Origin of the sequence: Streptacidiphilus sp. MAP12-33 (assembly GCF_041261265.1) — a bacterium.
In the GTDB taxonomy this organism is placed as follows: domain Bacteria; phylum Actinomycetota; class Actinomycetes; order Streptomycetales; family Streptomycetaceae; genus Streptacidiphilus.
Genome location: NZ_JBGCCA010000026.1, coordinates 64915 through 78983, shown reverse-complemented (window position 1 = coordinate 78983; position 14069 = coordinate 64915). Strand labels below are relative to the sequence as shown.

10 protein-coding genes, 1 tRNA gene and 1 pseudogene are annotated in these 14069 nt (G+C 73.4%); 10 read left to right on the top strand and 2 right to left on the bottom strand.

Annotated elements, in window-relative coordinates; genetic code table 11:
* The first annotated feature begins 33 nt into the window (after positions 1–33).
* The 3 genes from ABH931_RS24680 (at position 34) to ABH931_RS24670 (ending at position 2977) form a co-directional block, all read left to right on the top strand.
* A complete protein-coding gene (locus tag ABH931_RS24680; RefSeq protein WP_370117159.1) occupies positions 34–1461 on the top strand; it encodes an NAD-dependent malic enzyme in 1428 nt (475 codons plus the stop codon).
* A gap of 351 nt (positions 1462–1812) precedes the next feature.
* On the top strand, positions 1813–2094 hold the full coding sequence (locus ABH931_RS24675; protein WP_370117156.1) for an HU family DNA-binding protein: 282 nt from the start codon (positions 1813–1815) through the stop codon (positions 2092–2094).
* Positions 2095–2197: 103 nt separating this feature from the next.
* Positions 2198–2977 carry a GNAT family N-acetyltransferase gene (locus ABH931_RS24670; RefSeq protein WP_370117153.1) on the top strand — a complete coding sequence of 260 codons (780 nt, stop codon included), beginning with the start codon at positions 2198–2200 and terminating at the stop codon, positions 2975–2977.
* Positions 2978–3055: 78 nt separating this feature from the next.
* On the opposite strand, the gene murA is transcribed toward ABH931_RS24670, so the two are convergent.
* Positions 3056–4375, bottom strand: a complete 1320-nt coding sequence (murA, locus tag ABH931_RS24665) for a UDP-N-acetylglucosamine 1-carboxyvinyltransferase (RefSeq protein WP_370117150.1) — start codon at positions 4373–4375, stop codon at positions 3056–3058.
* A gap of 215 nt (positions 4376–4590) precedes the next feature.
* Here murA and ABH931_RS24660 point away from each other — a divergent pair, with 215 nt between their 5' ends.
* From ABH931_RS24660 to ABH931_RS24630, 7 genes and pseudogenes are all read left to right on the top strand, one after another.
* Positions 4591–5169 (top strand): YqgE/AlgH family protein, encoded by a 579-nt coding sequence (locus ABH931_RS24660; protein WP_370117147.1) that lies wholly within the window; start codon positions 4591–4593, stop codon positions 5167–5169.
* A 60-nt stretch (positions 5170–5229) separates the two neighbouring features.
* Positions 5230–5517: a DUF3039 domain-containing protein gene (locus ABH931_RS24655; RefSeq protein WP_370117145.1), complete on the top strand. Its 288-nt coding sequence runs from the start codon at positions 5230–5232 to the stop codon at positions 5515–5517.
* A 98-nt stretch (positions 5518–5615) separates the two neighbouring features.
* Positions 5616–7214 (top strand): beta-N-acetylhexosaminidase, encoded by a 1599-nt coding sequence (locus ABH931_RS24650; RefSeq protein ID WP_370117142.1) that lies wholly within the window; start codon positions 5616–5618, stop codon positions 7212–7214.
* Between the two features lie 421 nt (positions 7215–7635).
* Positions 7636–8472: a xanthine dehydrogenase family protein subunit M gene (locus ABH931_RS24645; RefSeq protein ID WP_370117256.1), complete on the top strand. Its 837-nt coding sequence runs from the start codon at positions 7636–7638 to the stop codon at positions 8470–8472.
* 41 nt (positions 8473–8513) lie between these two features.
* Positions 8514–8982 (top strand): annotated as a pseudogene (locus tag ABH931_RS24640) ((2Fe-2S)-binding protein); the annotation flags it as partial.
* A gap of 1312 nt (positions 8983–10294) precedes the next feature.
* Positions 10295–12634, top strand: a complete 2340-nt coding sequence (locus ABH931_RS24635) for a xanthine dehydrogenase family protein molybdopterin-binding subunit (protein WP_370117254.1) — start codon at positions 10295–10297, stop codon at positions 12632–12634.
* Positions 12635–13039: 405 nt separating this feature from the next.
* Complete coding sequence (locus tag ABH931_RS24630; protein WP_370117139.1) at positions 13040–13933, top strand: hypothetical protein; 894 nt, start codon at positions 13040–13042, stop codon at positions 13931–13933.
* Here ABH931_RS24630 and ABH931_RS24625 read toward each other — a convergent pair.
* Positions 13902–13976 (bottom strand) — tRNA-Cys (locus ABH931_RS24625). The genes ABH931_RS24630 and ABH931_RS24625 overlap by 32 nt on opposite strands.
* Positions 13977–14069: the final 93 nt, after the last annotated feature.

Below are 14069 nucleotides of genomic sequence, written 5' to 3'. Positions count from 1 at the left end.
ACAGTTGCGCGGTACAGGAAGAAGGCAACGTCGATGACGGCGGTCCCCAGTGTCTCCAACTCGATCACGGTGCGCCTGGAGGTTCCGGCCCGTGGCAACGCGGTGAGCCAGATCACCACCTCGGTGGAGTCCTCGGGCGGCACGGTGACCGGCCTCGACGTCACCGCCTCCGGCCTGGAGTCGCTGCGCATCGACGTCACCATCGCGGCCGTCTCGGTGGCCCACGCCGAGGAGATCGTCGAGAAGCTGCGCACCATCGAGGGCATCTCCATCGGCAAGGTCTCGGACCGTACCTTCCTGATGCACCTCGGCGGCAAGATCGAGATGTCCAGCAAGCTCCCGATCCGCAACCGCGACGACCTGTCGATGATCTACACCCCCGGTGTCGCCCGCGTCTGCATGGCCATCGCCGAGAACCCCGACGACGCCCGCCGCCTCACCATCAAGCGCAACAGCGTCGCCGTGGTCACCGACGGCTCCGCCGTGCTGGGCCTCGGCAACATCGGCCCCAAGGCCGCGCTGCCGGTCATGGAGGGCAAGGCGGCCCTGTTCAAGCGCTTCGCCGGCATCGACGCCTGGCCGATCTGCCTGGACACCCAGGACAGCGACGAGATCGTCGCCATCGTCAAGGCGATCGCCCCCGGCTTCGCCGGCATCAACCTGGAGGACATCTCCGCGCCGCGCTGCTTCGAGATCGAGGCCCGGCTGCGCGAGGCCCTCGACATCCCCGTCTTCCACGACGACCAGCACGGCACCGCGATCGTCGTCCTCGCCGCGCTGATGAACGCGCTCCAGGTGGTCGGCAAGCACATCGGCGACGTGCGCGTGGTCATGTCCGGCGCGGGCGCGGCCGGGACCGCGATCCTCAAGCTGCTGATGGCCGCCGGCGTGCAGCACGCCACCGTCGCGGACGTGAAGGGCGTCGTCCACCTGGGCCGCGACGACCTCAACGACTCGCTGCGCTGGATCGCGGAGAACACCAACCGCAGCAACCGCACCGGCTCGCTCAAGCAGGCCGTGCGCGGCGCCGACGTCTTCATCGGCGTCTCCGCGCCCAACGTCCTGGACGGCGACGACATCGCGGCGATGGCGGAGGACGCGATCGTCTTCGCGCTGGCCAACCCCGACCCGGAGGTCGACCCGGCCGTCGCCCGCCAGACCGCGGCGGTCGTGGCCACCGGACGCAGCGACTTCCCGAACCAGATCAACAACGTGCTGGTCTTCCCGGGCGTCTTCCGCGGCCTGCTGGACGCGCAGAGCCGTGCGGTCAACACCGACATGATGCTGGCCGCCTCCCGGGCGCTGGCCGCGACCGTGGGCGCGGACGAGCGCAACGCCAACTACATCATCCCGTCCGTGTTCCACGCCGACGTGGCCAAGACCGTCGCGGCGGCCGTCCGTGAGGCCGCTGTCGCCGCCGGCACCGCCCTGGCGCCGCAGGGCGGCCCCGCCGAGGACTGAGCACGTTCGGACCAGAGGCTGACCTGCGTTTGGGGCCACCGGACCGCAACCGATACGGTGGCTCACGGCGCGTCGTTTACGACAGTTCGGGAAACGTCCGCCTAGAGTGACCGGCGGGAGTCCCATCGGTGCGCGCGGGAGCGTGGCGCTGTTCGTGTGACTCTCGCGGGTGCCGGATTCGCTTTCCCGGCGGCTATGGGGGCAGGATTCGTGCTCAGGCACAGCCCCATCGCCTGTCGGGACGCCATCGCAGCCAGAGCACGGTTGCTCGATGGCTCGGCTCGGCAGCCGAGGCGGCGGTCCTCCGGGGCAGCCGAGGACCGCAATGCGACAGACCACTATGGAGTACACATGAACCGCAGCGAGCTGGTGGCCGCGCTCTCCGAGCGCGCCGAGGTGACCCGCAAGGACGCGGACGCCGTCCTTTCGGCCTTCGCCGAGATCGTCGGCGACGTCGTCGCCAAGGGCGACGAGAAGGTCACCATCCCCGGCTTCCTGACCTTCGAGCGCACTCACCGTGCCGCTCGTACCGCCCGCAACCCGCAGACCGGCGACCCGATCCAGATCCCGGCCGGCTACAGCGTCAAGGTCTCCGCGGGCTCGAAGCTGAAGGAGGCCGCCAAGGGCAAGTGAGCCCCGGCGTCCTGACGAGCCGGTCACCCCGCCACGGCGGGGTGACCGGCTCGTCGCGTTTTTTCGGAGGCGCGCGCGGCCGGGGAGCTGCTTGACTGACCGGATGTCATCCTCCGATCCCGACCAGGCGGACCGGGCCATGGCCGACGCCGCCGCCTTCGTGGCCGGTTTCGCACGCCGTCAGGCGGCCGAGACGGCCGACTTCCCCGGCGGCTTCGCGGTCCGGCATCCCGCCTACGCGCGCTCCTGGGAGCACAACCAGGTGGTCGTGGACGGCGCCGCCGACCCGGAGCTGCTCGCCGGCCACGCGGACGCGCTGCTGGACGGGCTGGGGCACCGGATGGTCACCGTCCTGTCCGACCCGCTCGGAGAGCGCTGTGCGCCCCTCCTGACGGCCGCCGGATACCGCCAGGGCACCGTCGTGGTGATGGTCCATCGCGGCGCCCGCCCGGAGCCGGCGCCGGCCGCCGAGGAGCTGGACCTGGACGAGCTGCGTCCGGCGCTGCTCCGGCAGGAACGGGCCTTCTGGCCCGACGCCGACGACGAGACGGTCCGTCACCTGGTCGAGCGGCGCACGACCCGGCTGTCGGGCGCCGACGAGGTCCGCTTCCTGAGCGCACGCGCGAAGGACGGCTCCCCGGCCGCCTGGATCGACCTCTACCGCGACCGCGCGACCGGCGTCGCCCAACTGGAGGACCTGGTCACCGCGGTGCCCCACCGCGGCCGCGGCCACGCCACGACCGTACTGACCACGGCCCTGCACCGGGCGGCGGACGCGCGCCTGGTCTTCCTGCTCGCCGACGCCGACGACTGGCCCCAGGAGTGGTACGCCCGCCGCGGCTTCGAGCCGGCGGGCCGGATGCACCTCTTCACCCGGCAGTAACGATCAGGGGCGCGGGGGGGGGGGGGGGGGCGGGCCCCCGCCCCCCCCCCCCCCCCCGCGCCCCTGAAGGCTGCGCCCTTACGGCGCTTCGACCTGGGCGCCGAGCGCCCGCAGCTTGTCCATGAAGTTCTCGTAGCCGCGGTTGATCAGGTCGATGCCGTGGACCTGCGAGGTCCCCTGCGCCGCCAGCGCCGCGATCAGGTACGAGAAGCCGCCGCGCAGGTCCGGGATGACCAGTTCCGCGCCCTGCAGCTTGCTGGGGCCGGAGACCACCGCCGAGTGCAGGAAGTTGCGCTGCCCGAAGCGGCACGGCGTGCTGCCGAGGCACTCGCGGTAGAGCTGGATGTGCGCGCCCATCTGGTTCAGGGCGGAGGTGAAGCCGAGACGGGACTCGTAGACCGTCTCGTGGACGATGGAGAGGCCGGAGGCCTGCGTCAGGGCGACGACCAGCGGCTGCTGCCAGTCCGTCTGGAAGCCGGGGTGGACGTCCGTCTCCAGGGCGATGGCCTTGAGCTCGCCACCGGGGTGCCAGAACCGGATGCCCTCGTCGTCGACCGAGAACGCGCCGCCGACCTTCCGGAAGGTGTTGAGGAAGGTCATCATCTCCAGCTGGCGGGCGCCGCGGACGTAGATGTCGCCCTGCGTCGCCAGCGCCGCGCACGCCCAGGAGGCCGCCTCCAGGCGGTCCGGGATGGCCCGGTGGTTGTAGCCGCCGAGGCGGTCCACGCCGGTGATGAGGATGGTGCGGTCGGTGCCCATCGAGATGATCGCGCCCATCTTCTGCAGCACGCAGATCAGGTCGACGATCTCCGGCTCGATGGCCGCGTTGCGCAGCTCGGTGACGCCCTCCGCCAGCACCGCCGTCAGCAGCACCTGCTCCGTCGCCCCGACCGAGGGGTACGGCAGCTCGATCTTGCAGCCGCGCAGCCGCTGCGGGGCGTTCAGTACGGTGCCCTGCGGGTGCTTCTCGATGACCGCGCCGAACTGGCGCAGCACGTCGAAGTGGAAGTCGACCGGACGGCCGCCGATGTCGCAGCCGCCGAGGCCGGGGATGAACGCGTGGCCGAGGCGGTGCAGCAGCGGGCCGCAGAAGAGGATCGGGATCCGTGAGCTGCCCGCGTGCGCGTCGATGTCGGCGACGTTGGCGCTCTCGACGTAGGTCGGGTCGAGCACCAGCTCGCCCTCCTCCTCGCCTGCGCGCACGGTCACGCCGTGCAGCTGGAGCAGGCCGCGGACGACCTTGACGTCACGGATGTCCGGAACGTTGCGAAGGCGGCTCGGTTCGTGACCCAGCAGCGCAGCCACCATGGCCTTGGGCACGAGGTTCTTCGCGCCGCGGACACGGATCTCACCCTCCAGCGGCGTTCCGCCGTGGACGATCAGGACATCGTCGGTCATGTTCTCGCGATCCTGGGGAGGTCGGGGCAGTCGGAAGGTCTAGAAGGTACGCAAGGGTGCACGCACCCTGAGAGATGGTAATGGTCCTGTCCACGGTTCCCTCCCGCCGCGGAAGTGCTCCGTACCTGGCGGGGGCCCGGATCGGGGTGGCGGTCTGTGGGCAAGGTCACGGGACCCGCGCGTTCGCATGTCGCGGCGGGGCCCGGTGCGGGATCATGTCTGCCATGACGGAGTCCGTCTCGCTCACCGGTCGTCTGCTCGTGGCCACCCCGGCCATGACGGACCCCAACTTCGACCGCACCGTGATCCTGCTGCTGGACCACGACGCGGAGGGCTCGCTCGGGGTCGTGCTGAACCGGCCCACGCCGGTGGAGGTCGGCGCGGTGCTGGAGCCCTGGGCGGATTTCGCCGGGGAGCCCCCGGTGATCTTCCAGGGCGGTCCGGTGGGGCTGGACTCCGCACTGGCGCTCGCGGTCGTCCCCGGGGAGCAGGGGGAGGGCGATGTGCTGGGCTGGCGCCGCGTGCACGGTGCGATCGGGCTGGTGGACCTGGAGGCGCCGCCGGAGGTCCTGGTCGGCGAGCTGGGTGCGCTGCGGGTCTTCGCCGGGTACGCGGGGTGGGCGCCAGGGCAGTTGGAGGACGAGGTGGTGGAGGGCGCCTGGTTCGTCGTGGACTCCGAGCCCGGTGACGTCTCGGTGACCGCGCCCGAGCGGCTGTGGCGGGCGGTGCTGCGCCGCCAGCGCGGCGAGCTGGCACTGGTGGCGACGTACGCGGACGACCCAAGTCTGAACTGAGCCGATGCGGCGCCTCGGGAGTGGACCGTTCGGGAGGGCCCCGAACTAGACTTGCGCACCATGAGCACCCTTGAGCCCGAGCGCGCGACCGGTACCGGCACCCTGATCGAGGAGGTCCCGCAGACCTCCCACGGTGACGGCGATCACGAGCGCTTCTCGCACTACGCGGACAAGAACAAGATCATGGAGAGCGCGCTGAGCGGCACGCCCGTGGTCGCGCTGTGCGGCAAGGTCTGGGTGCCCAGCCGCGACCCGAAGAAGTACCCGGTCTGCCCCATGTGCAAGGAGATCTGGGAGGGCATGGACGGCAGCGGCGACAAGGGCAAGGACAAGGGCAAGGACAAGTAGTCCGGCCGGTGCTCCGGCCGGCGGTCCGGCCGAGTGGCCCGGCGGGTCGGGCCCATTGGTCTAGTCCTTAGGCAGGGTGGCGCGGCAGGATGGGGCGCATGAACCTCATCCCCGCGCCGCTGTCCCTCGCCGAGCCCGCCGGGGCGGGCCACTACGAGCTCACCGCCGACACCGCACTGGCCGGCGGTCCCGGCACCGAGCGGGTCGCGGCCTGGCTGCGCGCCGAGCTCGGCGCCGCCACCGGACTGCCGCTGCTGCCCGGAGCCGGCGGCATCGGTCTGCGCCTGGACCCGAGCCTCGCCGCCGAGGGCTACCGTCTGGCCGTCGACGCCGACGGCGTCCGCCTGAGCGGTGGCACTGCGGCGGGCCTGTTCTGGGGCGCGCAGACGCTGCGGCAACTGCTCGGCCCCGAGGCGTACCGGCGCGGCGGGATCAAGGCCGACGGCTGGTCCCTGCCGCACGTCACGATCGAGGACGCGCCGCGCTTCGGCTGGCGCGGCGTCCTGCTGGACGTGGCCCGCCACTTCCTGCCCAAGGCGGACGTGCTGCGGTACGTCGACCTGCTGGCGGCACACAAGCTCAACGTGCTGCACCTGCACCTGACCGACGACCAGGGCTGGCGCGTCGAGATCAGGCGTTACCCCCGGCTCACCGAGGTCGGCTCGTGGCGCGAGCGCTCCATGGTCGGCTTCCGCGACGCCGGCCGCCGCGACGACCGGCCGCACGGCGGCTACTACACCCAGGACGACCTGCGTGAGATCGTCGCCTACGCGGCGGCCCGGCACGTCACCGTCGTCCCCGAGATCGACATCCCCGGCCACTCGCAGGCGGCGATCGCCGCGTACCCGGAGCTCGGCAACCACGACGTCGTCGACACCTCCGCGCTGCGCACGTTCACCGACTGGGGCGTCAACCCGAACGTGCTGAACGTCGAGGAGAGCACGCTGCGGTTCTACGAACACGTGCTGGAGGAGGTGCTCGACCTCTTCCCCTCCACCTTCGTCCACCTCGGCGGCGACGAGTGCCCCAAGGACCAGTGGCGCGCGAGCGCGGCCGCGCAGGCCCGGATCAAGGAGCTGGGGCTCGCCGACGAGGACGAGTTGCAGAGCTGGTTCCTGCGCCACTTCGACCGCTGGCTCGCGGCGCGGGGGCGCCGCCTGATCGGGTGGGACGAGATCCTGGAGGGCGGGCTGGCGCCGGGGGCGGCGGTCTCGTCGTGGCGCGGCTACGAGGGCGGGATCGCGGCGGCGCGGGCCGGTCACGACGTGGTGATGTGTCCCGAGCAGCACGTGTACCTCGACCACCGGGAGTCCGGGCTGGACGAGGAGCCGATTCCGGTCGGGTACGTGCGCACTCTCGAGGACGTCTACCGCTACGAGCCGGTCCCGCCGGAGCTGCGTCAGGACGCGGCGGCGGCCGGGCACGTGATCGGTGCTCAGGCGAACCTGTGGACGGAGTTCATGGACGACGCGCGGTCCGTGGACTACCACGCGTTCCCGCGGCTGGCGGCGTTCGCGGAGGTGGCCTGGTCCGAGTTGCCCCGCGAGGCGGGGGAGCGGGACTACGCCGGGTTCGCGCGGCGGATGACCGAGGAGTACGCCCGCCTGGACGCCCTCGGCGTCGAGTACCGCCCGGCGGCCGGGCCGCACCCGTGGCAGCAGCGCCCAGGCGTCCTGGGCCGCCCACTCGAAGGCTGACCTTTGGTTGCCCCGCCCAGGGGCGCGAAGCTCCGCCGACTTGCCGCTCCCCCCAGCCTTCGGCCGGAGGGTGCGCCTCCGGCGTGCGGATGGTCCGGGGCGCGCCGGGCCGTCCGCACGCCGATGGTTGCTCGCGCCCACGTAAGGGGGCACCTCCCGGCCGAAGGCTGGGGGGAGGAGCCGCAGATCGGCAGAGTGTCGCGCCCCTGTGGTGAGTGCATCGGGCCCGTCGCGCGGAAGTCCCCCGCGCCCCTGAGCTGAGTGCCACCTGAGGCCTGCCCCCCACCAGCGCGTATGCGATGGTTGTCCCTTCGCCACACCAGGAGGGTGCGCAGCGGGTGCGTTTCCACGTACCGTACGGCCAGGAGGGTGGCGGCGTGAGCGGCCCGAGCACGGTGGGACACGAGTGAACCAGACGATCATGCTCCCGGCCTCGCTGGACGAGGCGGTCCGCGCCATGGCGGAGTCGCCCGGCGCGGTGCCGGTCGCGGGCGGGACCGACCTGATGGGCGCGGTCAACGCGGGCCTGCTGCGCCCGATGGCGCTGTTGGGGCTGGGGCGGGTCACCGAGCTCAGAGGCTGGCAGTACCAGGACGGCGCGGCCCTGCTGGGCGCCGGCCTCACCCACGCGCGCATGGCCCGGCCGGACTTCGCGGCCCTGATCCCCGCCCTCGCCGAGGCCGCCGCCACCGTCGGCCCGCCGCAGGTGCGCAACGTCGGCACGCTGGGCGGCAACATCGTCAGCGCCCACCCGGCGGGGGACACCCTGCCGGTACTGGCCGCGCTGGAAGCGACCGTGACACTCGTGGGGCCGGAAGGTGCCCGGGAAGTGGCGGTCAGTCACCTTCTGACCGGTTTGGACCCCCTGCACCCGGGTGAGTTGCTGGCATTTGTCCGAGTTCCGCTGCTGCACGCCCCGCAGGTGTTCCTGAAGTCGGGCGGTCGCACCGGACCGGCGCGGGCCGTCGCCTCGGTCTCCCTGGTGCTGGACCCGGCCCGGCGGGCCGTGCGCTGCGCCGTGGGCGCCGTCGCGCCCGTCCCGCTGCGGCCGCTGGAGGCCGAGCAGTGGGTGGCCGGCTGCATCGACTGGGACGGGGAGCGTACCGTCGACCCGGACGTGGCGCAGGCGTTCGGCGAGTACGTCGCCTCCGCGTGCGTACCGGACGCGGGTGCCGACAGCCCCGTGCCCACGACGGCGCGGCTTCGGCGTACCGTGTCCGTACTGGCCCGCCGCGCACTCGGGAGGGCGCTGAAGTGACGGACTTTCTGACTTCCCCGCTGGAGTTCGGCGCGGACGACTCGCCGCGCACCTCCTACACCCTGCGCGTCAACGGCGTGGACCGCCCGGTCGCCGACGCGTGGATCGGCGAGAGCCTGCTCTACGTGCTGCGCGAGCGGCTGGGCCTGGCCGGGGCCAAGGGTGGCTGTGAGCAGGGCGAGTGCGGGGCCTGCTCGGTGCAGGTCGACGGCCAGCTGACCGCCGCCTGCCTGGTGCCCGCCGCGCTGGCCGCCGGCGTCGAGGTCCGTACGGTCGAGGGCCTGGCCGAGGAGGGCGTGCCCTCCGACGTGCAGCAGGCGCTGGCCGACAGCGGAGCCGTGCAGTGCGGCTACTGCGCGCCGGGGCTGGCCATGGCCGTGCACGACCTGCTGGAGCGCAACCACCACCCCAGCGAGCTGGAGGCCCGTCAGGCGCTCTGCGGCAACCTGTGCCGCTGCACCGGCTACCGGGGCGCGCTCGCCGCCGTCCAGGCGGTCGCGGCCGCCCGCGCGGACGACGAGGACGCGCCGGAGGAGGAGTCCACCGCGACCCCCTTCTTCGGCGACGGACCGGTGGACCACCTGATCGAGGCGACCTCCCCGGTCGAGGAGCTGATCCCGGTCCCGGTCGGAGCCGCGTACGACGCGGTGGAGCCACTGGACGAGCTGGACCAGCTGGAGCCGTACGAGCAGACCGAGGACGACGGCTACGACGTCGAGGCGGAGCTGCCGGTCTACGTCGACGTCCCGCCGCAGCACGGCGGCTACGAGGGCGGCTACGGAGAGGGCGGCTACCCGGTCCCCGGTTATCCGCAGCAGGAGGGCTACCCGCAGGAGGAGTACCCGCAGCAGGGGTACGCCACCGGCACGTACGGTCAGTCCTACGAGCAGCCGTACGGGCAGCCCCCCCAGGGTCCGTACCCCGGCGGCCCGTTCGGCGGCCGGTTCCCGAGCCAGGCCGAGGGTCCCGACGCGCGCCAGGCAACGGGCGAGGCGGTCGGCACCTTGTTGATGACCGCGCCCGGCGGCACCCAGGAGTACCCGGTCGTGGACGCCCCCGCGTCCGTGACGGGGGAGTACCGCCTTCCGGCCGAGTTCGCGACGGGCGAGTTCGCCGTGCCGGACCTGACCGGGGCGGGATACGCGGCGACCGCCGAGGGATACCCCGCGGACTACTCCGGCGCGGACTACGCCCACCAGGACCGGTCGCACCAGGACCAGCTCCACCAGGACCGGTCGCACCAGGACCAGCTCCACCAGGACCGGTCGCACCAGGACCAGCTCCACCAGGACCACACCGTGCCCGAGCAGACGGCCGCGCGGGCGGCGGGTCTGGGCGCCGGCCTCGGTGCGGGCATGCGGGCCCAGGCCGCCGCCCGGCGCCGTGGGGGCGGGGGTCGTGTCCAGACGGACGCGGCATCCCCGGCACCCTCCGAGCCGGCGCTCGGCGCTGCCGGCACGGCCTTCTCGGGCGCGGCGACCAGCGCGGCGGGCCTGCCGTCCGACGTGACGGGCTCGTTCCACGTCGGCACGATCTCCATGCCGGTCGTCGACGCCGGGCCGGTGGGCGACCACCCCTACGAGGCTGACCAACCGTTCGAATACGGCGGTGCGACCGGAGTGCCCGGCGGGCTCGACCCGGCGACCGGTGTGTACGTCCTGCCCCACCAGCACGGCCAGGAGTCCGGTTCGTGAGCACCCCCTCCAGCCCGTCCGACGCCACCGGCACGACGGGCGCCGGCAACGGCGAGACCACGCTGACCAACCTCACCACGGTGCCCGAGGGCGCCCCCGGCAGCGCCACCGGTGCCGCCCTCGGGGGGCTGCTCACGGCGACGGCCAACCCGCCCACGCCCACCGCCACGCCCGTCACGGACGTCGCCGACGCGATCCGGGCGCAGCGTTTCGGCATCGGCGTCTCCGCGCTGCGCGAGGACGCGGTCGCCAAGTCGATGGGCGTCTACCCGTACGCCGCCGACCTGTGGGCCGAGGGCCTGCTGTGGGGCGCGCTCGCCCGGTCCCCGTTCGCACACGCGCGGATGGTCTCCATCGACACCCGCGCCGCGCTGGCGATCCCGGGCGTCTACGCGGTGCTGACCGCCGACGACCTGCCGCCCGGCCCGGACGGGACGCCGAACGGCGCGCCGACCGGCCCCTACCTCGCCGACCGGCCGATCCTCGCCGCCGGCGTCGTGCGCCACCACGGCGAGCCCTTCGCCGCCGTCGCCGCCGACCACCCGGACACCGCCCGGCTGGCGGCCGCCTCGATCCTGGTCGAGTGGGAGCCGCTGCCCGCGCTGACCGACCCCGACCAGGCCTTCCACGCTCCGCCGCTGCACCCGGACGGCAACCTCTTCCGCCAGCTGCCGCTGCGCTTCGGCGACCCGGAGGTCGTCGGCGAGGTCGTCGTCGAGGGCATGTACCAGGTGGGCCGTCAGGACCCGGCGCCGATCGGCGCTGAGGCCGGTCTGGCCGTGCCCCGCCCGGACGGCGGCGTCGAGCTGCACGTCGCCACGACCGACCCGCACGGCGACCGGGACCGGATCGCGTCCTGCCTCGGCATCGAGCCGGACCGGGTCCGGCTCGTCGTCAGCGGCGTCCCCGGCGCCACCGCCGACCGCGACGACCTCGGCTTCCAGGCCACCCTCGCGCTGCTCGCCGCCCGCACCGGTCACCCGGTCAAGATGGTGCTGACCCGCGAGGAGTCCTTCCTCTCGCACCCGCACCGCCACCCGGCGCTGCTGCGCTACCGCCACCACGCCGACGCCGAGGGCCGCCTGGTCAAGGTCGAGGCGCAGATCCTGCTGGACGGCGGTGCCTACGCGGACGTCTCCAGCGAGGTCCTGGCGTCCGCCGCGGCGCTGGCGGCCGGCCCCTACGTCGTGCCGCACGTCTTCGTCGACGCCTGGGCGGTGCGCACGAACAACCCGCCGTCGGGCCGGATGCGCGGCGAGGGCGCGTTGCAGTCCTGCTTCGCGTACGAGTCCCAGCTTGACCGGCTCGCCGCCGCGCTGGACCTGAGCCCCCTGGAGATCCGCCGCCGCAACATCATGGCGACGGGCGACCTGCTGCCCACCGGACAGGCCGTCACCTGCCCGGCGCCGGTGCGCGAGCTGCTCGACGCAGTCGCGGACGAGCCGCTGCCGGCGCTGCCGGTCGACCGGCCGGACGCGGAGTGGCTGCTGCCCGAGGGTCCCGGCGGCGCGGGGGATCCCGCCGCGGTGCGGCGCGGCATCGGCTACGCGGTCGGCATGGTGCCGATGCTGGGCATCGAGGGCGCGGACGAGGTCGCCACGGCGTCGGTCCGGGTCACCGGCTCGCAGGCGTCGGTGATCTGCGCGGCCGTCGACCCCGGCTCCGGCTTCGCCACCCTGGCCAAGCAGATCGTCCAGGAGATCCTGGGCGTCGAGGACGTCTACATCGCGCCCGTCGACACCGACCAGCCGGCGGCCGGGCCGTCCGCGCGCGGCCGCCAGACGTGGGTCGCGGGCGGCGCGATCGAGCGCGCGGCGCTGATGGTGCGCCAGCAGTTGCTGCAGCCGCTGGCGGCGCGGTTCGCCATGTCGCCGGAGCTGCTCAGCATCAAGGACGGCCGGATCACCTCGTACGACGGCGTGCTGGGCGTACCGGTGCTCGAAGCGCTGGAGGGCAAGGACCTGTGGGCCACGGCCCAGTGCCGCCCCCACCCCACCGAGCCGCTGGACCCGGAGACCGGCCAGGGCGACGCCTTCGTCGGCCTCGGCTTCTGCGCGATGCGGGCCGTCGTGGACGTGGACATCGACCTCGGCACGGTGCGTGTGGTGGAGGTCACGGCGGCTGCGGATGTGGGCCGCGCGCTCAACCCGCGCCAGATCGAGGCGCGGATCGAGGCCGGTGTGACGCAGGGGCTGGGCCTGGCACTGATGGAGGACCTGACGGTCGGTGAGGGGCGCGTCCTGGCCCCCTCCCTGGTCGGCTACCGCCTCCCGACGGCGCTGGACGCCCCGGAGATCCGCGTCGCCGCGATGATCGAGGACCGCGACGTGGTGGCCCCCTTCGGCGCGAAGGCGGTCGGCGCGGCGCCGGCGGTCGTCGCTCCCGCCGCGATCGCCGCGGCGGTCCGCGCGGCCACGGGCATGCCGGTCACCCGCCTTCCGATCCAGCCGGACGACGCGATCGTCTAGCTGAAGGGCCCGTTGCACTGCCTGGGGGCGCGGGGCTCTGCCCGATGAACTGCGTGCGCGAGTGACCCACCCCAGGCGGATGGCCCTGTCCGCTCGGGATCTCACTGACCGGGGTGGCTTGTCGCGCCCACGCAGAGGGCACCCCCAGCCGAAGGCTGGGGGGAGCCGCGTACCGGCAGAGCCCCGCGCCCCTGACGGTTGCTCTCAGCGCACATGGGATGGATCGTTCATGGTGCTCTCATCACAGGGGAGCAACGTGGAACCCGTAGTCGGAGACCAACCACGACGACGGGAGCAAGACAATGATCCTCACCGCGGCCAGCAAGCGTCCGGGCGAAGCCCCTCTGCGGCGGCTCTCGCCGAAGTCCGGCACCGTCGTGGTCGCGCGGAAGAAGTAGCCCTCCCGTGACCACCACCGCGAGCCACCGGCTGACGCTGCCGCGTCTCCTCGCTCGGGACGCGATCGAGGGTCCGACGCCCGGTGGCGTCGATCTCGTCCCCCTGCTCGCCGACGCGGGCCTGTCCGCGCTCGCCGCGAGGCTGGACGCACCCGCGAGCCGCGTCCTCGTGATCAGCGGGGACGGGGATCCGACCTGTCACAACAACGAGACCGTGCTGCGCCGCGCGCCGCGCCTGGTCGAGGAGGGGCTGTGGCAGGTGGACGGCGTGCTGCGCCGTTCGCCCGGGGCGCAGCCCCTCGCGGTGGCCGCCGAGACGCTGGGGCAGATCGCGCTGATCGCCCGCTACGGCTCGGCGTGGTTCCGGGCGATCGGCACGCCGGAGACGCCCGGCAGCGTGCTCTGCACCGTGCACAACGGTGCGGGGCTGCCGCAGGTCGTGGAGACGGCGGCCGGTACGCCCGTGCGGACCCTCCTCGGTGGCAGCGCCCGGGACGCCAAGGCCGTCCTGATCGGCGGCGTGACCGGCGTGTGGCTGCCCGCGCACCGGGCGCTGGAGACCCGGTGGGAGCCCCGCGAGGGCAGTGCCCGGGTGATCAGCGTGCTGCCGCGCGACCGCTGCGGCGTCGCCGAGACGGCCAGGACGTTGCGGCTGGCGGCGCCGCGCTGCCGGGGGGACGTGCCCCGGGTGGTGGCCGCGCTGGGCGATCTCGCGGAGCCGGGCGCGTTCGACACGGTGGTGCGCTGGTCCACGCAGTCCGCGGAGCGCGGCGACGATCCGGCCACGCACGCCGCGGCGCGGCTGCTGCTGAGCGCGCTGGCCGCGTTCCCCGAGGAGTTCGAGGCGCACGCGGCGCAGCGCTGTGCGGTGGAGCCCATGACCGGAATCGAACCGGCGTAAACCGCTTTGCAGGCGGTTCCCTCAACCACTCGGGCACACGGGCGGGTTGTTGCTTGGTGCTGCGGCTTGCCGCTTCGGGAACGACGTTACGCGGCGGTCCCCGGGGCCCGTCAACGACGGCCGGGGACTGTTCACA